Source organism: Pseudomonas petrae, from assembly GCF_021728295.1.
GTDB lineage: Bacteria > Pseudomonadota > Gammaproteobacteria > Pseudomonadales > Pseudomonadaceae > Aquipseudomonas > Aquipseudomonas petrae.
In genome coordinates this window covers 79781-101012 of record NZ_JAKJXE010000009.1, presented here as the reverse complement: position 1 = coordinate 101012, position 21232 = coordinate 79781, and the positions used below count along the sequence as shown (strand labels likewise).

Below are 21232 nucleotides of genomic sequence, written 5' to 3'. Positions count from 1 at the left end.
AAGTTATGCCTTTGAAGGATTCTTTATTAGCGCTGCTGGTTGCGTTTCTTTGGGGGGCACAGGTCACTGCGGTGAAAATAGGAGGCGCTGAGCTGCCGCCTATTCTCATGGTGGCTATGCGCTACGCGATCATGGCGCTGTTTCTCCTGCCATTTCTCAAGAATGTTAAACGGCAACACTTCGTACCCATGATCACAATCGCGACGATTACCGGTACGTTGCATTTTGGCTTGCTGTATTGCGGCATTGCCCGGGTAGATGCATCTACCTCTGCAATCATTTATCAGCTGTCGGTACCTTTCACCCTTGTACTTGCGTTCGCAATACTAGGTGAAGTCTTGAGAGTGCGCGTATTGGTGGGCATCCTGCTGGCGTTCGGAGGCGTGCTGGTATTGCTGGCCAAACCTTCGGAGAGCGAGAGTTCTATCGGCATGCTACTAGTAGCGCTGGCAGCCTTAGCCTTTGCTATCGGATCAGTGTTGACGAAGCGTCTAGGGCCGCTCAATCCAGTGGCATTGAGTGCCTGGACCGCTGTCATCTCCGCGCCGCAGCTCTTGCTTTGGTCCTTTATCCAAGAGGGTGAACAGTGGGTGGGCGTCTATACCGCTAGTGCTCAGGCGTGGTGGGCCGTTGTATACACAGCGCTCAGTGGCGGCTTATTGGGTTTTGGTTTGTGGTTCTGGTTGCTTGGTCGTAATTCGGTGCAACAGTTGAGCCCCTATCTGCTCTTGGTGCCGCTATTTGCGATCGTTATTAGCCAAATCGTGCTCGCAGAGATGGCGGATCATCGTTTGATCATCGGCGGAGCATTGACATTACTAGGGGTGACGCTATGTCAGCTGCGCCTATCCAGGAATTTTGTTTTTAAGACGAGGGGAAGTGTCAGGCAAGGAACGACGGATGAATAAAGTTGATCAACTGTTGCTGGGTACTTTGCGGCTTGTTCATCGCTGGCAATTCGGATTCAAGCTGCGCCTGCATACGGCCGAGCAAGGGCGCTTGGCCTACCTCAAAAGCACGCCACATAAAGAGCGCCCGACCCTGGTCTTCCTTCATGGCTTGGGCGCCAGCAAAGACCAATGGGGAACCGCGGTGATGAGCATGGCGCGCGATTATGAGTGCGTCTTAGTCGACTTGCCTGGACACGGCGAATCTCTATATGAGCCATTCTCCGACTTCGGACCACAATCATTAATGTCAGCGCTTGAAGGGTTCCTTGAAACTGTGGTGAAGGGCCCATTCGTCCTGATTGGTAGCTCGTTAGGCGGTTGTGTAGCCGGATTGTATGCCGCGAAGTACCCCCAACGCGTTAGCCATCTAATTTTGCTATCACCTGCCGGCCTTGGCATGAAATCGTTGGGACCTATACTGCAAGCGCGTCTTCAAAGGGGGCAGACAGGCTTTGGTTATCGCACGGTCCGGGAAATGCAGCGTTTCTGGGGATTAGTGTACAAGCGCCCACCTAAGGTGCGAAGCCGATGGGCGCAGGCCATGGCGGCCAGCGGTAAGTCGAGATTCAATGCCGTGCAGCGAATCACGAACGATTTTCGCCGCGAAGGACTGGACGTATTGTTAGAGCGGTTGCCGTCCATTGTCTCTAGCACGCTCGTGATATGGGGCCGGCATGATCAAGTGTTTCTACATGGAACTTTGGACGTGATGCTTGAAGACTTGCCCAATGCACGTGGCCTGATCATCGAGGACTCGGGACATGCGGCTTATCTTGAGCGTGGCCGCGAGGTAACCGCTGCCATTACCGAGTTCATTTCAACTACTCATTAGGGTGTGCTGATCGTAACTGTTGTGACTGGCGTTTAGCCTGGATGCTCAGCCACAGTGGCTTCCTTCCCAGGGTAAGGCCGCGACTGATGCGGATTTTAATGTCTGTCGGTGCATAGGCTTTGCTTTGAGATTTTCATCTACACGCAACAAATGCATGGACCCGGTCTGCCTGCGCACACGGTCAAAACATGCGTGATCGCGGTTGACATGGTTTCTGCCAAGGGGATCAAAAAACAAGGGGGAACGATGAGTTTTTTTACGGAAGACGAAGAAAAATCGCTGACTATTAAGAAGATGATTCTGCACGTCGTTGGCAGCAAAAGTTTTGAGGCGATGCCGGAGCGAGATCTTGAGGAACAAAGCTTTTTTACAGGAAAGATCCTTGAGACCGCCGCATCGCCAGTGTTCATGTTCAAAGATTTTTCTTCCTCTAGGCGGGAGCTTGAGGCAATCGCCAGAGGAGATAACCTTTTTGAGGCGGGCGCTCAAGGACTTGCGCGAAGCTTTAACGCCGCTCACGTGAGTGGCAGTGCCGATGGCGTTTTGTGCATGTTCGAGCTTGAGGTGGATGATCCTGCAATTGTGATATTCAGCCTGATCAAATACGACTACAAATTTGCACTGGAACAGGATGATGAAAACCCTCAGAAATCCTTGAGGCGCATTCTGACGGCGCTTGTCGATGACAAGAAGGCGATTCAAAAGACTGCATTAGTGCGTGTGATTAATGGCGTAGCTTGTCAAACCGTCTCCGCAACGGATAGAACCAAGCAGGGACCAGACATCGCTGATTACTTTGCAGACTTTTTGTCGGTGACCAGGGCTATTTCCAATCGCGAGTTAAGTGAGGTCTCTCGAAAATTGCTCCGAAGCATACTGCAAGCATGCAAGAAGGAGTTGCCAGACGAAGACGTACCCAAGGCGATAAAACGGGCTCAAGGCGTTTTAGGTCGTCGTCTGAAGATCGATGAGAATGCGATTGTGGAGGCCGTACTTGTTGCTGCTGGCGCTCCTGATGACGTCAAAGCCGCGACTCGTTTGGAGCGCGAAACCCGGAAGCGTGTCAAATCCAGTAAATTGCACGAGCTCACCTTCAAGCCCGATCGAAACATCCTCCGCCAACCCTATATGCGCAAAATCAGTACCGTAGAGGGGGTAACTATTACGTTCCCAGACAAAGCTGATAGCCCAAATGTACGCGTGGTTGATCTGGAAGCTGAGAGGAAGCAGATCATAGTTGAGACTAATCGGGTCACGGAGGATAGCGTTGTCACACCTAAGCCTGGCGTCACTTCTTAACGAGCTAGCCCGAGCACAACGGGCGCTTATCAGCGAAGGTGAATTTTCACTCTCAGTATCGAGTCTACGTGCCCCCGCCACGCTTCGGGTCATCGACACTGCTTCAACAGCTGGTTGGGACTTCAGCATTCATGACATGCAGGGGAATGAATATTACCGCGAAGAGATATTGGACGATTGTGCACCTTTCCGCGTCGAACTGGAGAAGCCTAGACACTTGACAGTGAAAGGAGGAACAGTCCTTTTTCTCGTAACGGAAGTAGGGTTTAGTACCTACCTGCAAAAAGGGCATCCTGCGATCCAGTGGAGGCTACTGGGCTTGACCAAGCCTTTTTGTAGTCGGCTCCGATCCTACAGTAGTTGGCACGAAACTTTGGAATGCACTGATGTGCCACCAACGAAGCCGCCAAGGTTGCTCGTAAAGGAGTCCGCGTCCGTTAGTTCGGTGCCTGAGGACACTCGACATTGGCTTTTGGCAGATGGACAATCACTTGATTACGCTGATCCACTCAACGTTATTTGGGCCATGCACTCATTTGATGCTTTATGTCGGTGTGTAGCAAATGAGATCGATGGGACTGGCTCGACGCTGACTTTCAAGGGACCACCAAAGCTAAACTTAAAACTTGATACTGACTTACAGCTTAGTGCGTCCTGCGTAGCGCTTCAGGAATTTCTCAGTCTTCAGGAAGCGGCTGCGTGGGTCTACGAAAACGCTAGAGAGGCGGAGGTGAAGCACATTCTGCTCTCCGCAGAAATTGCACGTTCCGGTCGCGCTAATGGACATGTCATCGTGTACTTTAAAGAGCATCTTGCTTCTGCATTAGAGTGCGCCAAGATTGCATATCAGATGTCAGTATCGGAAGTCACTAAAGATATGCTGAAAGCGCTGGCGGACTTGCGCAAGGCCGTGACTGAAGAAACCTCTAAAGCCACCGATGTGACTCGCCAGAGCGTGGCTGCAATCGCGACTTCGCTGACGATTGGAATAGGCTTAATCGCTGCACGTGTCAATGTGCAGGTGAACGCTTACTTGGTTAGTGCTGTGATGCTGGTCGCAGTTGCGTATACGGGAATTAGCGTTTTTTCAGGTTGGACATTCATTTCTATCCAAAAAAAATTACGGGAGGAGTGGCAACCAAAGCTTTATCGTTATCTGTCGACTGAGGAATTTTCCAAGATGGTGGCGGCGCCTATTAGTCAGGCCGAAAATGTATTCTTCAATGTCGCTAAATTCGGCTTTAGTGCTCTCGCCGTTGTCGCGCTGGGAGTTGTTTTGATTGTGTTTCTACATACGAATCAGCCGTCAGCCACCTTGATTCCTTCGGCAGCTGTAATCTGCGAAAATCCAACACGTCCGGATATCTCTTTACCTCAATCTCTAAGCAGGCCAATACAGTCTAATCATCAGCAATGAATTCGTGAAAGGCAGTATTCAAGTACGCGGGCACGTTAGCACTTCGGTAGCTGCTGGGCTGACCGTCAATCAGCATTTAGGCACATGCAACTCAACTTCCATAGTGTAATAAAGCAACCTGAAGACCTCGATTGCCTCGCCTTTAGCCCCACGATACGACATGAGATGTATCGAGCCTTTGACTGGACCGTGTCACTGCCTGGCTTACTGGCGAGCTCAAATGAGGTGAAAACTGCGAAGAGCCGGCGCAAGTTGATCTCGTTGGTGACTACCGATGCAGTAGGGCGCGCCAGCTATGAGCTGCACTCCTTCTCGCATCACTTCGCTGGCGTTTTGGGACCGCAGACGCAATACGTGATCCCCTAAGACACGATCACTTTGCTTATAATCTGCATCTTCGTCCTGCGCATTCCGCATATTTCCATATAACTATATTGAATTTATTTAATATAACGTTCGATGCTATGGTTCTGATCCCTGACGCTGCTTCACCCAGCACAGGGCCCAAGAATCGGCTACCGCACAGGCGGACCGGCGTTCATTTCATGATCCGGTTCCGATGGAGCCTCCCCGGAGATTGCCTGTGTCGATCAAATCCCTGCTGCTGCGCCCTGCGTTGTCTCTTCTTTTATTAACCAGCTCCCTCAGTGCGGTGCATGCCGCAGAACTGGTAGTAGGCGACCAAAGCTATGGCGCCCGAACGGTCATGGAAGCTGCCGGCGTTCTCAACGATTTACCTTACACGCTGGAGTGGAAGCAGTTCACTGCCGGCTCGCCTGTGGCGGAAGCGCTCAATGCCGGCAGCCTCGATGTCGGCTTGCTCGGCGATGCGCCGGTGCTGTTTCTCGGCGCGTTGGGGGCGCCGATCAAGGTGATTGGCGTTTCCCGGCAGAACCTCGCAGGCGTGGCGATCGTGGTCGGCAAGGATTCGCCGATCAAAACGGTGGCGGACCTCAAAGGCAAGCGGGTGGCGATCTGGAAGGGTTCGTGGAGCCAGCAACTGATGCTGACTGCGCTGGACAAGGCCGGTATCGCGCGGGATGCGGTGGAATATCGATATCTGAGTGCGCTGGACGCTTCCCATGCGCTGGACGGTGGTTCGGTCGACGCCATCGCTACGTGGGATCCCTACGTGATTCAACAGGAACGCCAAGGCGGGCGGGTGATCACCACCGCGCAAAACCTGATCCCGGCGCAGAGCTTCATCGTCGCCAATGACCGCTCGATCAAAGACAAGCGCGCAGAGATCAGCGATTTCCTACAGCGCCTGCAAAAAGCGCGGGCCTGGTCGGTCGCCAACAAGCAGAACACCGACACCTACGCCAGTGCATGGGCCGTCCTGTCCAAGGCTGACCCCGAGGTGGCGCGTGGCTGGTTCGAGCGTTCGGCGACGGTGGTGCTGCCGATTTCCCCCCAGGTCATTACCCAGGCGCAACAGACCATCGATTTTTTGAACGCCGCCGGGCTGACGAAATCCTATCCGGCTGGCACTGTGTTCGACGACTCTTTTACCGCTGCGCTGGATGCCGGGGATAACGCATTGGCACAAACGGCGCGTTGATCGATCACGGCAGTCACCGCACAGGCCTACCTGCTGGAGCATTCACCCATGAGTTTCACCTCGTTGCATTGGGGCGCTTACCGTCCGCGCGTTGTCGACGGACGGCTTGAGGCCATGGATCCGGTGGAATGGGACGCGGACCCTTCGCCGATCGGCTCGTCTATCCCCGGGGCAATCGACTCGGCCACGCGTATCCGTCGGCCGGCCGTGCGCCGCAGTTTTCTCGAACGCTTCGACGATCATCCGGCCCTGCGTAACCCGCACCTGCGCGGCAACGAAGCCTTCGTCGAAGTGCCGTGGGACGTTGCGCTGGATCTGGTGGCCACCGAGCTGTCGCGGGTGAAGGCCGAGTGCGGCAATCAGGCGATTTTCGGTGGCAGCTACGGCTGGGGCAGCGCCGGGCGTTTTCATCATGCCCAGAGCCAGCTGCACCGCTTCCTCAACAGCTACGGCGGCTATGTCTACAGCGTCGACAGTTACAGCCTCGGCGCCGGCCGAGTGTTGATGCCGCACATCGTCGGCAACATGGACTGGCTGCTGGCGGCGCACACGTCCTGGCAGAATCTGGCGGAGCATTGCGAGCTGTTCGTGGCGTTTGGCGGTTTGCCGGTGAAGAACGCCCAGTGCAGTCCCGGCGGTGCCAGCGATCATCTGGTCAGCGACGGTATTCACAGGATGTCGGACGCCGGCGTGCAGTTCGTCAATGTCAGCCCGCTGCGTGATGATTTAGTCGGGCCGGAACGTAATGAATGGCTGGCCGTGTGCCCCGGCAGTGACACCGCGCTGATGATGGCGCTGTGCTGGGTGCTGGTGGACGAAGGGCTGCACAACGTAGATTTTCTGCGTCGCTACACGGTGGGGCATGAGCGCTTCATCGAATATGTGCTCGGCGCTGTAGATGGCGTGGCGAAGACGCCGGAGTGGGCTGCTGTGCTGACGGATATTCCGGCGAAACGGATCGTCAGCCTGGCGCGGGAGATGGCCGGCAAGCGCACGATGATCAACGTCGCCTATTCACTGCAGCGGGCGCAGTTCGGCGAGCAACCGTTCTGGATGACCGTGACCCTGGCGGCGATGCTCGGGCAGATCGGTCTGCCGGGCGGCGGGTTCGGTCTGGGTTATGGCTGCATGAACAACACCGGCAGCGGCCGCAAGGCGTTTTCCGGGCCGCGCTTTTCCCAGGGCGTGAACCCGATCAAGGATTTCATCCCGGTGGCGCGGGTCACCGACATGCTGCTCAATCCCGGCGAGGCTTTCGATTACAACGGCAAGCTTTATCGCTATCCGGACATTCGGCTGGTGTATTGGGCTGGCGGCAATATTCTCCATCATCATCAGGACATCAATCGACTGCTGCAGGCCTGGCAGCGTCCGGAAACCATCATCGTTCATGAGCAATTCTGGACCGCTCAGGCCAAGCATGCGGATATCGTCCTGCCAGCCACTACTGCGCTGGAGCGTGATGACATCGGCAGCGCGGCGTCCGACCGCTTCATGATCGCCATGCACAAGGCGATCGAGCCAGTGGGGGAGGCGCGGGACGATTATTCGATCTTCGCCGATCTGTCCCGACGGCTCGACTGCGAGCAGGTGTTTACCGAAGGTCGGGACGCCGGGCAATGGCTGCGCTTGCTGTATGAAGAGTCCCGACCCCGGGCGAGAAGCTTCGCCATCGAGTTGCCCGAGTTCGAGCAGTTTTGGCGCGAAGGGGTGTTTGAGGTGGATTACCCGCTCCAGGAAACGGTACTGCTCAAGGCGTTTCGTGATGATCCGTCGGCGAGTCCGCTTCAGACGCCGTCGGGCAAGATCGAGATTTTCAGTGAGACAATCGCCGGGTTCGGCTATGCCGATTGCCCCGGCCATCCTGTGTGGCTGGAAAAGCCCGCACAGCCGCAGCCTCTGCATTTGCTGTCGAACCAGCCGAAGACGCGCCTGCACAGCCAGTACGACCACGGCGCATACAGCCAGGCCTCGAAAATACAGGGGCGGGAGCCGCTGACGATCAATCGGCAGGACGCGTTGGCACGCGGGATTGCCGAGGGGGATGTGGTCAGGGTGTTTAACGCTCGGGGTGCATTTTTAGCGGGGGTGATTGTGTCCGACGACATTCGTCCGGGCGTGGTGCAGATCGCCACCGGCGCCTGGTTTGATCCGCTGGTGAAGGGGCAGCCGAACAGTCTGGAGAAGCATGGCAATCCGAATGTGCTGACTGAAGACATTGGGGCGTCGAGTCTTTCTCAGGGCTGCTCGGCGCAGACGGTGACTGTTGACGTCGAGAAGTGGCACGGCGAGCTGCCCCCGATCACCGCATTCGAGCCGCCTGAAATGCTGGCTTGATCGGTGAATGTAGGACTGGCTTTAGCCGGGAAAGCGTCGGGCGTCACGCTGCAATATTGTGGGTGTTCATGCTGGCCTATTCCCGGCTGAAGCCGGTCCTACCGGAGGAATGCGGCGCTCCTTACTGCCTGACCGCCCGCCCGGCAAACACCGCTTTGCCCACCCCCTGCAACACCACGTCATTCTGCGGCGTGTGCACTCGGCCGCAGACGACGTTGCGGTAATGCCGTTGCAGCGGGTTGCTGCGGGACAGGCCGGGGTTGCCGGTGGCTTCGATGGCCAGTTCAACCGCGCGAATGGCGTTGCTGGTCACCAGGTATTTGATTTGCGCCGCATGACCGGCCGGCGTCAGCCCATGAGTCGCCGATTCCAGCAGTGTCCGGTTGGCAAACAACAGCGTGTCGACGTGCCCGAGTACTTCCTGAAAGCGCGGCAGCGTCGAGAGCGAGGCACCCAGATTGGACGGCGTGCGCTGCTCCAGAAATCTCACCAGCCAGTCCCGCGCCGATTGAGCAATGCCGTCGTACACCGACGACAACAACACCGACATCCACAGCAATCCCGTTGCATCCAGCTCAGGCTGCGGCGAACTCGCCGGGCTGATGTTGACCGCATGATTCAGCGGCACCAGCACGTCGTCGAAAGTCACCTCGTGGCTGGACGTGGCGCGCATGCCCAAATGGTCCCAGTCCTCGACGATGCTCACGCCCGGGCTGTCCTTGCGCACCAGCCACACACCGACCAACGGATCGGCGTCATCGCTGCGCGCCCAGACGTTGAACCAGGTCAGGCCATGGCTGCCCGTCGAGTAGATCTTCCGTCCGCTGATTCGCCAGCCTTCCGTCGTCCGCCGGGCAACAGTGGCCGGCAGCCCGCCACGGGAAGGCGAACCCAAGTCCGGCTCGACCCGCAGCGCGTTGATCAGCGCGCCTTGATGCACCGCATCCTGCGCCACCTGTCGATACAGAGGCTCCGGCCAGTTTCGAACCTCGCGAATGCGCGCGTGCTGGATGTACTGCATCATCAGAATCAGCGCTGTAGACGGCTCACCCTTCGCCACCGCGCTGATCACCTGCTGCGCCCGCTTGAGGTCCGCGTCGCCGCCACCCAGCGAACCTTCCACCGTCAGCCCGAGCAGACCGTGCTCGTGCAGCAAGCGGAAGTTTTCGTGGGGGAACTCAGCCGTTTCGTCGTAGTGCTGCGCGGTCTCGGCCAGCCGCTCGGTTATCCCCAGCAAACGCGCAACAAAGGCCACCTCCGTCTCGGCAATCGCCGAAGTGCCAGGCTGCCGATTCAATCCTGCGCTCATGCCGGGACCTGCGATTGTTCAGCGTCCGTGACCTTCGCAGCCGCTGCCAACCGCGCGGCCGTATGACGATTGACGGGAAACTCCAGGCCAAAGTGTTCGCGCAGGGTCGAGCCGCTGTAATCGGCGCGTTGCAGGCCACGCTGCTGCAGAATCGGGATCACCAGTTCGGTGAAGTATTTCAGCCCATCAGGCAACAGCGAATTGATGATGAAGCCATCACTGGCGCCATTCTCGAACCAGTGCTGAATCTGATCGGCGACCTGTTCGGGCGTGCCGACGAACGCACGGCGAGGACGGGAGAAATCCAGGGCCACCTGGCGCAGGGTCAGGTTCTGCTCCCTGGCCTGCTGTTTGATGCGATCGGAGCCGCCTTTCTGGCTGTTGGCGCCGAGGTCGCCCAAGTCCGGAAACGGCGCATCCAGCGGGTATTGGCTGAAGTCGTGATCGTTGAACGGCCGGCCCAGCGCGACAATGGCGTCCTCAATGCTCACCAATTCCACCGCTTGCTGATAACGCCGTTCCACGTCCTCGGCATCGCGTCCAACGATTGGGCGAATCCCCGGCAAAATCGACAGGTCATCCGGGTTGCGCCCAAAGCCGACAGCGCGGCGCTTGAGGTCGCTGTAATACGCCTGGGTCTCTTCCAGAGACTCGGCGTGGACGAAAATCGCATCGGAATATTCTGCAGCGAAGTTGCGCCCGTCCTCGGACGTGCCGGCCTGAAACAACACCGGCTGGCCCTGGCGCGAACGGGCGATGTTCAGCGGGCCTTTGACCTGGAAGAAGTCGCCCGCGTGGTTCAAGGCGTGCAGCTTGCTGCGGTCGAAAAACTCGCCGGTCTTCTTGTTGCGGGTAAAGGCGTCGTCCTCCCAGGAATCCCACAGCCCTTTGACCGTCGACACGTGCTCTTTGGCAATGCGATAGCGCACGGCGTGGGGCGGGTGTTCGCTCTTGCTGAAGTTTTCGGCGGTGCCGCTGAGCCACGAGGTGACGACGTTCCAGCCGGCGCGGCCGCCGCTGATATGGTCCAGCGAAGAAATCTGCCGGGCCACTTGAAAGGGTTCGGTGTAGCTGACGGTCACAGTCGCCACCAGGCCGATCTTGCTGGTGGTGGCGGCCAGCGCCGACAAAATGGTCAATGGCTCGAAACGGTTGAGGTAGTGCGGGCTGGAGTTCTCGTGAATGTGCAAACTGTCGGCAATGAACACGAAATCGAATTTCGCGTCTTCAGCCAACCGGGCCTGGCCCTTGTACCAGTCGAAGTTGGTGCTGGCGTCGGCCTGTGCGTCCGGGTGGCGCCACTCGCCCCAACCGTGGCCCACGCCGTGAACCATTGCACCGAATTTGAGTTGACGAGGCTTGCTCATGATCTGTGCTCCTGAGTCGAGCGCTTAGCGCGCAGCTTGGGGATTGGCCGGGTTGGCAGCTTGTTCGGCTGATTGCTCGGCGGCCAGGCGGATGGCGTTGAAGTCCGGGTCGAAGCCGTGGGACACGTCGACGTGCTTATTGAGGATGCCTTCGCGCTGGTAGATGTCTGCCGTGTTCTGCAGGCCCTTGATGACGCCGTCATCGATGCTCACGCGTTCCATTTTCGTGTCCTGGTTGACCGCCAGATGCACGGCCAACGGCAGGCCGGTGACCTTGGTCTGGGCGGCGGCGTATTCGGCGGGATGGGCGTTGGCCCAGCGGTAGGCGCGGTCGAGCCGCACCACGAAGTCGTCCAGTTGCACGCGCTTGTCGGCGATGGCTTTGCTGGTCGCGGCGAGGTAGGAATGATTGGTCAGCAGGTCCGGCCCGTTGGGCAGGATGCGCGCGCCGTTCTGCGTGGCGACAGTGGTGTAGGGCGCCCAGGTGGCCCAGGCGTCCGCATCGCCATTGTCGAGGATCAGCCGCGACTCGCTGGGCAGCAGGTAGACGAAATTCACGTCGCTGGTCTTCAGGCCTGCCTCGTTCAGCGCGCGGATGGCCAGGTAATGGCCAATGGAGCCGCGTCCGGTAACGATGCGCTTGCCCTTGAGGTCGGCAACCGACTTGATCGGCGAGTCGTTGCGCACAATCAGCGCAGTCGTGTAGCGCCCACTGACGTGGGTAATGCTAATGACCTTCAACGCGGCACCCGCGCCCAGCGCAAACACATACGGCGCGTCACCCAGTGCGCCAACGTCCACGGCTCCTGCGTTCAAGGCTTCGCCCAATGGCGACGCCGAGGGGAATTCGGAAAACTTGATCTCGTACGGCACGTCTTTCAGCTCGCCGGACACCTCCAGCACCACCTTCAGCGCGGATTTCTGGTTGGCGACGAGCAGCGGCTGAAGCTGCTCGGCGGCCTGCGTGGCCTCGCCGAATGACAGTGCGAGCAGCGCGCCGAGGATCACGTGACGGACACGGAGCAGGGGAGTGAAGGGGGCGGACATGGTGCGTGTCTCCAGGCGTGAAAATGGATTCTCGGCCTCCACCTGGAGAAGGGGTCGGCAAGGGGATTGACCTTATGCCTATAAGAAACGGAACAGAAGTATCTTTTGGTTATATGCTAATTATGTATTTGTTTGATTATGTCGCTTTAAGATATTAAATTAATGCATACATATTTCCGCCATGATGCATTTTCTGTAGGAGCGCGCTTGCCCGCGAACTGCGACCTATCTGTGCCATATCTGGCAGCTGGCACACCGCCATCGCGGGCAAGCGCGCTCCTATACTTACGAGGCTGTCTAGATCACATAAAACCCATGGGTGCCGTCGCGGCCCAATTGCTCGACCAATCCAAACTCCCAATCCAGATACGCCTGCATCGCCTCACGCGGTGCATCGGTGCCTTCATAAGGCCGGCGATAGCGGTCAATGCGCGGGGAGGCCAGATGGCTTTCGCCGTGCTCCAGCTCGAAACCGGCAGCCACCCAACTGGCGGTGCCGTCCTTCAGCACAAACACCGGTTTGCCGGTCAGCGCTTGGACCTCCGACACGGCAAGGCGAGCGAGTTTGCTGCTGCCACAGGTCAGCACGTAACGCTCAGCGACCGGGATCTTATCCAGTGCGCCAGCCAGATCGGCGCGCAGCGTCCACCAGGCCCCCGGAATATGCTGCTTGACGTAGTTGGCGCTGGCGGTGAAATCCAGCACCGCCACACCACCGCGCTCGCGCCATTCACTCAGCGTTTCGGCGCTGATCTCCTCGACCTGCGACGCGGGTGGATTCGGCGCGTTCCAGCCGCCTTTTTCACTGAAATCCTCGGGACGGAGGTCGTCCACCACGAACACCTCCCAGCCGAGCTGCGCGAGCCACGAAGCAGACATGTTCGCGCGCACGCCGTCGTCATCCAGCACTACGATTCGTCCGCCGCGCACGCTGGCGTAATGGTCAGTCTCCTGCACCAACTGGCCGCCCGGCGTCGACCGGGCACCCGGCACATGGCCGGCTTCGAATTCCTCCGGCGTGCGCACATCGAACAGGTAGGTCGTGCGAGTCGTTTCTGCCTGCCAGACCGGCAGGTCCGCGCGGCTGCCGCGTTTCACTCGTGCTTTGTCCGCCACGTTGCGCGCATCCGCCCGAGCGACTTCCCGGGTCGCTTCACTGACCTGCGGGAAGCGCCGTGATTGCCCATGATCCAGCGTCTGCCCGGCCAGCAGCCAGCCGATCGTGCCATTGCGCAGGGCGGAAATCGGGTTGGGCAGGCCGGCATTCACCAGCGACTGGGTGCCGATGATGCTGCGCGTACGGCCGGCGCAGTTGACGATGATGCGGGTGTTGGGATCGGGCGCCAGCTCACGCGCGCGCAGCACCAGTTCGGCGCCGGGCACACTGACGCCGGTGGGAATGCTCATGGTCTGGTATTCATCGAACCGTCGGGCATCCAGCACCACCACGTCGGCCTTGGCGTCGAGCAACTGCTTGACCTCTTCGGCGGCCAAAGACGGCGTGTGGCGATGGTGCTCCACCAGTTCACCGAAAGCCTTGCTCGGTACGTTGACGTCGATAAACACCTCGCCGCCGGCGTCGCGCCAGCCTTGCAGCCCGCGTTCTAGCAGCTTGACGTCGCTGTACCCCAAGTCCTGAAAACGCTTCAGAGCCCGCTCAGCCAGACCTTCTCCATTGTCATAAACCGTCACGGGGGTGTCGCGACGGGGGATGCGCGCGAGCACTTCCAGCTCCAGCTTCGACAACGGGATGTTGGCGGCAAACAGCGGATGAGCTTCGGCGAAAGGGGCTTCTTCGCGGACATCGACCAGCGCGACTTCTTCATGGGCGAGCAGGGCGCGGCGGATATCGGCGTAGGAACGTGTGTGATGGCTCATTGTGCTTGGTTCTCTTTGGACAGATCCCATATGTTCGGGAGAAAAGCGTTGGAATAACCGGAGATGAACAGCTTTTCGCTGCCATCCGGCTGGTAAACGGCGCGCTTCACAGCGCCGATGTTGGCACCGTAGACATGAATACTGATCGACACCTGGTCTTCGAAAGCATTGCTGACCTGATGAATGTCGTTGCTGCGCGGCGACAAGGCTTCGACATGGCCGGGCTCCAGGCGGATCGCCGGGCCTTCCTGTTCCAGTCGGCCATCGGCGCTGCGGGCGAACCCCTGTGAATACTCGGCGCCGCGCAGCATGCCGATCAAGCCCCAGACGCGATGGTCATGAATCGGCGTGCTCTGGCCGGGCCCCCACACAAAGCTGACGACCGAAAACCGCTGCCGTGAGTCGGCGTGCAACAGAAATTGTTGATAGCGCGTCGGATCGGGAATCGCGAACTCATCCGGCAGCCAGTCGTCATAGCTGACCAGTTGCCCCAGCAGCTTGCCACCCCGGGAAAGCAGGTCGCCTTCCCTCGGATTGCTATCGATCAGCTCGGCCAGCGCACCGATAAAGGCCCTGAGTCGTTCAGGATGTCGGATGTGGGTCATGTCAGCTCCGGACGAAAAGGATGCTTAATATAAGCATAATGCACTTGGCTAATATGCTATTTATTGATGATTAGGTTATAACCAAAACGTCGCTGATAACCGATTCACAGTTTGCTGGCCGTTGTGAGGCTATCCAGAGTCTTCGATAGCCATTATGATTTTTGCCTATCTTGTTTCCCTTATTCCATGTGCGATCCGAATGAAAATTGATGACATCGATGCTTTTGTAGCGGTCATTCGCTGCCAGTCGATCAGCCATGCCGCAGAATCCCTCGATCTGACCCAGCCGGCCATCACGCGCCGCGTGCAGAATTTCGAGCAGGCGCTGGGCGTTGAGTTGTTCGACCGTAATACCAAGCCGCTCAAGCCGACGCCGATGGGCACGCAGGTCTATCAGAAGTGCCTGGCGATCCTGCGGGAAATGGACTCATTGCGCGAACTCGTCGCCAGCGACACGCCACCCAGCGGTTTGCTCAGGCTTGGCGTGCCGCAAACCATCGGCGACGTCGTGCTGCTGGATGCGCTGAAACACCTGCGCGGGCAATTTCCCGACCTGCGCGCGCAAGTGATCACCGGCTGGGGCAGCCACCTGATCGGCAAGATCGAGAACGGCGAGCTGGATGCTGCTGCGGCGCTGTTTCCGGCCGGGAAGATTTTCCCTGAAGGCATCGTCGGCGAGTCCCTTGGCAAGATGGAGCTGGTGGTGGTGTGCGCCAAGAGCGCGCTGCCGAAAAAGCCGGTGAAACTGGCGGACTGCTACGCGCTGGGCTGGGTGCTCAACCCCGACGGCTGTGGGTTTCGTGCCGGGCTGCAACGCACCCTGGCTGATCAGGGGTTGAGCCTGAAGGTCAATCTGGAAACCTTCGGCACTGAGCTGCAACTGGGGCTGGTCGCCGACGGCATGGGCCTGGGTCTGGTGCCGCGTCCGCTGCTGGAGCGCAGCGCTCACCGCGATTCACTCGCGGTCATGCCGCTCAAGGATTTCAAACCGGTGATGGACCTGTGGCTGATCTACCCGCGCTTCCTCGGCAACCTGCAAGCGCCGGTGGCATCCTTTGGTAGCCTGGTGGCGCAATCGCTGAAACAGGAACGCGATGCGGCTTGAGGACTGTGACATGGCGGTGCGGATATGCAGCGTACTCTGCGTTTCCATGGCAAGATTCAAACCGGATTACGTCAGCATTTAACGGCGCTGAATGTCATCGTCAAAATTAATTACCGGTTCCTTCGGACCCCCGTTTGATGACGCCTTTGTAGCCGTAGATAAGACTTGATTACGCCTGACAACTGTTTTTTCGAATGGACGCAACGACTGAAGATATACAGCCGTTTTATTGGCCGGCTCGGCACTGGCCAGGCCCAGGCCCAGGCAAAGACGGGAGTAGCCGGTCCGTTTCTTTCTTTACCACTGCATAACACTCGCAGGTCAGAATCTCTAACTTTTGTCGGTCGAGTACGGTGATATGCCCACGGTTGTACTCGATTACCCCCGAGCGCTGTAACTTGGCGGCCGCCGTGGTCACCCCCTCGCGACGCACGCCCAGCATGTTGGCGATCAATTCCTGGGTCATTAACAACTTGTTATCCGCCAGCCGATCCAGCGAAAGTAATAGCCAACGGCATAGCTGCTGATCGATTGAGTGATGGCGGTTGCAGACGGCTGTCTGCGCCATTTGGGCTATCAATGCCTGGGTGTATCGCAGCATCAAATGAAGCATTACGCCGTGACGCCCGAACTCATCCTTGAGCCGCTCACCTGTCAAACGCAACGCCTGTCCTGCGCTTTGCACCACTGCACGGCCGGGGCTGCTCTCGCCGCCCATGAATACTGCCACCCCAATCAGCCCTTCATTACCCACCACAGCGATTTCCGCAGAGGCGCCGTTTTCCGTCACATACAACAGCGAGACAATGCTGTCTGTAGGGAAATACACATTGCGGATAGCATCCCCCGCCTCATAAAGCACTTCTCCCAAGCCGAGCGTGACAGGCTCCAAATGGGGAAACATTCGCTGCTGTACCTCATCGGGCAGGGCTGCTAACAAGTGATTACAAAAAGGTGATGGCTGGACAGAAAAGCTTACGGGCATGGCAGTTACCTGATATTAGGAGCCTAGACGGTTGCCACTGCGCGGTGCCCGTGACCATAACTCTGTGGGATAGACTCTCAGAGGGGTCGGTACGTTCTTGGAAGTTGCACATATGGGTGTACGATTTGTGAAATGGTGCTTCGCGCCTGCCTCAACACCAATGACCAGCCCTGCCCGGTTGAGGCACAAGGATGGTCGTCTTGAATAGAGAACAAGTCTGATTCTGGTCAAAGTTGGAGGGGCGCCTCAAGTAGGCCAGTGCGATTGTGGTCTATAAACACACTGAGACAAAATTGAGGTTAATGGGCAATCGGCGTGGTGGCTCCGCGAGCGGGGTGGGAGCCAGGGTACTGAGCACCAAGAGCGGCGGACTGCATCGTCTGCCCAACATAGCTGCACACGTTAACCGGCCATTCTCCCCAATACCCAGAGGCTGACAGCTGCTACGCCGTCGCCACCGGATCACCACTTTGGTTAACCGCCTCGCGCGACCGACGCTAAAAGCTCGGGTTACGTTAATGCATCAGTACCATGGTCAAACAATGCTTTCGAGTCACAGTCGCCAGATTCGGTAGTGCTGTCGACACCACTTTAAGAGGGAGCATAAATCTCTATTCCACTCCCGTGACCTTTAGCGAGGTACATGGCAGCATCTGCACAGTCGATCAACGTCTGCGGGTCTTCCCCATCATCGGGGTACAGGCTGATGCCAATGCTACATGTCAAGCGCAGTCCGTGTATCCCGATGATGCCCGGCGTCGCTAGCGTGTTGATAATCTTGTCGGCCACCACCAAGGCATCTGCATGCCGCGAAACGTCCGTCAGCAACACAAGAAATTCATCGCCACCATACCGGGCCACGGTGTCAGCTTCGCGCACAGTGTTGGTCAAGCAAAGTGCGGTTTGGATTAGTGCCTCGTCGCCGACTGAGTGGCCGAGCGTGTCGTTGATTCGCTTGAATTCATTGAGGTCCAGGAACAGCAGCGCCAAGCCGCCGACGCGCCGTTTCGCGACAGCAATCGCATGCACAATCCGGTCGGAGAACAGGTTTCGATTAGGAAGACCGGTCAGCGCATCGAGTTGGCTTGTCCGCGCCATTTCAAATAGCTCGCGATTGGCCTGCTCGGCATGGGTTTGCGCAGACAAGGCTGCCGCCACAAGCTTACCGTTAGCTTCAAGCAGTTGCTCTGCTTCGACTCGGGGTTTCATATGGCGTCGCGCGCTTTGCAGGTCTTGCTCCAGCATCACGAGAGCGATGCGAGCTTCAAGTATCTGCTGCTCAACGGTTGCAAGCTGGCGGTTGGCCTCCTCCAGAGCTCGAAAAATCGGTCCGGCACTCACTTGCAGGACGCCATCAAATCAACGCCAGGCTGCGGCAGAGCTTTCTGTCGCGGGCTTGCACTAAGCAGGCCTTCTTTGCCGGGAAGGACATCGCCAACCTGTATGCCTTGGTCATTGATACGGTATAAGCGCAGTTCGTGGGAATGCGGGCTGCAGCGTACCTTTACCACCGCCATCATTCGCAGCAATTGGCTGTCTATTTCAACATAACGCTGCACGATGATGGCGTCCGTCAGGAAGGCCGTGCCGTAGGGGCTGAAGCGCAGATCGTCGTAACGGTCCTCCAGCTCCGAAGTCATCATCACCGTGACGCCGGTCGCGGCCAGCGCGCCGACCAGGCTGGCCAAAGAAGAGCGGAAGTCCTCGCGAAAGGTGGGTGCCAGTGAAAGCTCGAAGCCCGAGAGCGAGTCAATGACTACACGGCTAGCACCTACACGCTGTATTTGCGCCAGCAGCAAGTGGATGATCTCCTCGATCGACAGGTCCGGTGCGCGACTGTCGACCAGCGTAATCAAACCGTCTTCGATAAGTCTGGACAGCTGCGCGTTCTGCAGCCGGTCCGCGCGTTGCTCGAACACCGCGATCACGCCACTTTCACCCAACTTCGCGCCCTCGGCCAGGAAGGCTGCAGCCAGTATGCTTTTACCCGATCCCGAGGGGCCCGCCACAAGGAGCGAATAACCTGCGGGTATACCTCCGCCCAGCATTTGATCCAAGAGGGGCACCCCGCTAGACAGGCGAGTAGCAGGGTCTAACCGAGGTGATTTCCCTAGCCTGCTGGCGGGTGCGAAGACCGTAATGCCGGCGCCATCGATACGGAAAGAATGCAGGCCGGGCAGGGTGGGCTGGCCACGCATTTTCATGACCTCCATTTTTCGCACCATCGAGTTTCGTAGAACGCCCTGACGCAACCAGATCAAACCGTCGGCCACTGTGAAAATCGGGTTGCTGTCGGCTTGTGCTGAATACTCCCCAATCAAGAATGTTGTCGCCTGCCACGCAGTCATTACCATGCCTAACTGCTGAATGAACTGCGGAAGATTGTTATTAGGGTTATTTTGCGTTTGGCTCGCGAGCACCACGGATCGGAACGAGTCAACGAACACAAGTGATGGACCATAACTTTGCACTTCGTTCACGATACGTCGCAACACTTCGTCAAGGTCACCCGCTTGGGTAGCATCGGCAAGATTAATGTAGCGAATGGACTGATTGACGGCATCACTGTCAAAAAAGTCGAACTGCTGCTGGTATCGCAACATCTTCAACGGCGGTTCGCCAAGCACGGTGAAGTAGAGCGCAGTACGCTCCGGTGTAGCCAGAGCAAACATCATCTGATGGGCCAAGGTCGTCTTGCCGCAGCCAGGAGGCCCTGCGATAAGGTTGAAAGAAAACTCGGGTAAGCCGCCGCCAAGCACCTCGTTCAACCCTGGCACGCCAGTGTGCAAATGGTTGATAACCACTTTTGTGGTTTGAGTGAGGCTGGTCATATCAAGGCATCCTGCGGAGGTGGACCGCACAAAGAGTTTTCCCACGCGCTGCGGAGCAGTCGTTCAGAGAGCGAGGCACCAATCAGTGAAGTCAGTAGTTGATTGAGGGTATAAAGGAGGTCGGCTCCGCATAGCTTGAGCGCATTGATATCGTGCAGCACCAATGCGACACGCAATGGCGCAAAGTCGAGCGTGCTAGCGAAGCTAGTCGTTCTACTGGCCAAATCGTCCAAGTTGGGATAGCGAGTCGCGCAGAGAAGTACGCTGCGTTGATAAAGCGCAGCGACCCCATGATTGCCAATAACAGGCGTCAGGGCTCCGGCGATATCTGTCAGCGTTCTAAGAATTGAGTCAACAGCGCTTGTGATGCCTGGATCTTCGCCAATTCGTGCCACCCGGTTTGCAGCCCTTGCATTGTTGTCATATTCCATAGAGCGGATCACTTGATTGATGCGCTTGAGCCAAGCGTCTGACAGTGATTCCAATCACCACAACGCAGAGCAAGTACTTCAACGTTGCACAAAAAAAATATCCCGTCTGTGCGCTGTCCCACTTAGGCAGACAACATTTGCTCTGTATATCCCCGCTATCTCCCCAGTGGTGACGCACAGCGGCAAACAACCAAGGCGCGAACGCCAAGGTATCGTCCTTACACCGATAATTTGCGTAGCTCCCCACCTTCCTTCCCTAAGCGGTCTAAATACAGATCTGCATCCAGAAGCTGGTATGGAAAGTAAAGACCGGGCAGCGGGGCAGGTCGGCCATCTAGTCCAAGCAGTCGCTCCAGCAGCATTGCCACGCTGAGGCCGGTGAGGTAGGCAGCGCCTTGTGGATGGACCACTGCATGGCGGGTTCGCAATGGTTCTCCCTGCAGATCTTCACCGGCAAGCTCGATAATAATCTCAGTCGACATTGGCTGGCCTTGGCGTCGGGTCGAGCTAACGCCGATGGCGAGATTGAACTGGACATTGGGCGCTCCGGTAGCAGCAGCGAGCCCGACAACGTCGATAGAGGAGAAACCGTTGCCTTCCAGCTTCGTACCGTCTACCGCATGGAAGCTGACCTTGGCATCCTGGCCTTCGCGCCAGATGTAGACCTCATCGCGTCTACTCAGCGCGGCAGGTAACATTTTGCTCAAATGCTCGAAATCGGTGGCGACGGTCGGGCCCCCACTGTCTTGCTCATCCACCAGCGCGTTGATCACGATGTCGCGAATGCGGCCAAAAGCTTTGGCAATGCTGAGCGTCGACACGGTTGTCGCCCCAACCATCCATTCGTAACCCAGAACAATGGGCGCGATGTCAGGCCTGTGCATGTAGGTTGCAATCTCAGGCGCGATCTCGAAAACGCCGGAGGAGATGCTCAGATGCGGCACGCCGCGCTTCTGCGCAAAACGCAATCCGGCAAGCGTGTGATCCATGTAAAAGACCACCACGGCGCTGATTTGACGATCACCAAGTCCCAAATCATCGGCTGCGGGATCAGTCACAATCCCCTGCGCCCATCCCAGCTGTTCTGCGGCTTGCTGAGCCTTGGCAAGGTCGCGTCCGCCGATCAGCAGCGGGATCTCGGGATGAGCAACGCGTAACGCTTGAGCAGTCCGTTGGCCTACAGCGCCTGAACCGCCCATGAAAAGTATTGGATGCCTGGACATTGTGTGTTCTCCTTGCTCGGTTAACCTACCATTGGTAGGAAACTTAACATGAGTC

17 protein-coding genes are annotated in these 21232 nt (G+C 57.7%); 7 read left to right on the top strand and 10 right to left on the bottom strand.

The annotated features are described in order from the left end of the window. The first annotated feature begins 5 nt into the window (after positions 1 to 5). From L4G42_RS17085 to L4G42_RS17060, 6 genes are all read left to right on the top strand, one after another. Positions 6 to 908, top strand: coding sequence for a DMT family transporter (locus L4G42_RS17085; RefSeq protein WP_237260969.1), 903 nt, complete (start codon positions 6 to 8; stop codon positions 906 to 908). Next, positions 901 to 1782 (top strand): alpha/beta fold hydrolase, encoded by an 882-nt coding sequence (locus L4G42_RS17080; protein WP_237253085.1) that lies wholly within the window; start codon positions 901 to 903, stop codon positions 1780 to 1782. The genes L4G42_RS17085 and L4G42_RS17080 overlap by 8 nt, the downstream gene beginning before the upstream one ends. A 207-nt stretch (positions 1783 to 1989) precedes the next feature. Next, entirely contained in the window at positions 1990 to 3081 is a 1092-nt protein-coding gene (locus L4G42_RS17075) for a nucleoid-associated protein (protein WP_237253084.1), read from the top strand. After that, complete coding sequence (locus tag L4G42_RS17070; protein WP_237253083.1) at positions 3050 to 4498, top strand: hypothetical protein; 1449 nt, start codon at positions 3050 to 3052, stop codon at positions 4496 to 4498. The genes L4G42_RS17075 and L4G42_RS17070 overlap by 32 nt, the downstream gene beginning before the upstream one ends. Positions 4499 to 5057: 559 nt before the next feature. Further along, positions 5058 to 6059, top strand: coding sequence for an ABC transporter substrate-binding protein (locus L4G42_RS17065; RefSeq protein ID WP_419789380.1), 1002 nt, complete (start codon positions 5058 to 5060; stop codon positions 6057 to 6059). 48 nt (positions 6060 to 6107) lie between these two features. Then, complete coding sequence (locus L4G42_RS17060; protein WP_237253082.1) at positions 6108 to 8396, top strand: molybdopterin guanine dinucleotide-containing S/N-oxide reductase; 2289 nt, start codon at positions 6108 to 6110, stop codon at positions 8394 to 8396. Between the two features lie 121 nt (positions 8397 to 8517). Here the strand turns inward: L4G42_RS17060 and L4G42_RS17055 are convergent, their stop codons facing one another. The 5 genes from L4G42_RS17055 to L4G42_RS17035 all read right to left on the bottom strand — a co-directional run bounded on the left by L4G42_RS17055 (position 8518) and on the right by L4G42_RS17035 (position 14602). Next, a complete protein-coding gene (locus L4G42_RS17055) occupies positions 8518 to 9705 on the bottom strand; it encodes an acyl-CoA dehydrogenase family protein (protein ID WP_237260967.1) in 1188 nt (395 codons plus the stop codon). Then, positions 9702 to 11072, bottom strand: coding sequence for an LLM class flavin-dependent oxidoreductase (locus tag L4G42_RS17050; RefSeq protein WP_237253080.1), 1371 nt, complete (start codon positions 11070 to 11072; stop codon positions 9702 to 9704). Before L4G42_RS17050 ends, L4G42_RS17055 begins: the two co-directional genes overlap by 4 nt. Positions 11073 to 11096: 24 nt before the next feature. Then, positions 11097 to 12119, bottom strand: a complete 1023-nt coding sequence (locus L4G42_RS17045) for an ABC transporter substrate-binding protein (RefSeq protein WP_237253079.1) — start codon at positions 12117 to 12119, stop codon at positions 11097 to 11099. 297 nt (positions 12120 to 12416) lie between these two features. Next, on the bottom strand, positions 12417 to 13997 hold the full coding sequence (locus L4G42_RS17040) for a rhodanese-related sulfurtransferase (RefSeq protein WP_237253078.1): 1581 nt from the start codon (positions 13995 to 13997) through the stop codon (positions 12417 to 12419). Then, complete coding sequence (locus L4G42_RS17035; protein WP_237253077.1) at positions 13994 to 14602, bottom strand: cysteine dioxygenase family protein; 609 nt, start codon at positions 14600 to 14602, stop codon at positions 13994 to 13996. The genes L4G42_RS17040 and L4G42_RS17035 overlap by 4 nt, the downstream gene beginning before the upstream one ends. A 199-nt stretch (positions 14603 to 14801) precedes the next feature. Here L4G42_RS17035 and L4G42_RS17030 point away from each other — a divergent pair, with 199 nt between their 5' ends. Next, positions 14802 to 15707, top strand: a complete 906-nt coding sequence (locus L4G42_RS17030; RefSeq protein ID WP_237253076.1) for a LysR family transcriptional regulator — start codon at positions 14802 to 14804, stop codon at positions 15705 to 15707. 226 nt (positions 15708 to 15933) lie between these two features. On the opposite strand, the gene L4G42_RS17025 is transcribed toward L4G42_RS17030, so the two are convergent. The 5 genes from L4G42_RS17025 to L4G42_RS17005 all read right to left on the bottom strand — a co-directional run bounded on the left by L4G42_RS17025 (position 15934) and on the right by L4G42_RS17005 (position 21177). Beyond that, positions 15934 to 16692, bottom strand: a complete 759-nt coding sequence (locus tag L4G42_RS17025; protein WP_237253075.1) for a Crp/Fnr family transcriptional regulator — start codon at positions 16690 to 16692, stop codon at positions 15934 to 15936. A gap of 591 nt (positions 16693 to 17283) precedes the next feature. After that, complete coding sequence (locus L4G42_RS17020) at positions 17284 to 18033, bottom strand: diguanylate cyclase domain-containing protein (protein WP_237253074.1); 750 nt, start codon at positions 18031 to 18033, stop codon at positions 17284 to 17286. Further along, the gene (locus L4G42_RS17015; protein WP_237259741.1) at positions 18030 to 19523 is read right to left on the bottom strand and encodes an ATPase domain-containing protein; all 1494 of its coding nucleotides are present in this window, start codon (positions 19521 to 19523) and stop codon (positions 18030 to 18032) included. The genes L4G42_RS17020 and L4G42_RS17015 overlap by 4 nt, the downstream gene beginning before the upstream one ends. Continuing rightward, on the bottom strand, positions 19520 to 19954 hold the full coding sequence (locus L4G42_RS17010) for a hypothetical protein (protein WP_237253072.1): 435 nt from the start codon (positions 19952 to 19954) through the stop codon (positions 19520 to 19522). Before L4G42_RS17010 ends, L4G42_RS17015 begins: the two co-directional genes overlap by 4 nt. A 218-nt stretch (positions 19955 to 20172) precedes the next feature. After that, entirely contained in the window at positions 20173 to 21177 is a 1005-nt protein-coding gene (locus L4G42_RS17005) for a Rossmann-fold NAD(P)-binding domain-containing protein (protein ID WP_237253071.1), read from the bottom strand. Positions 21178 to 21232: the final 55 nt, after the last annotated feature.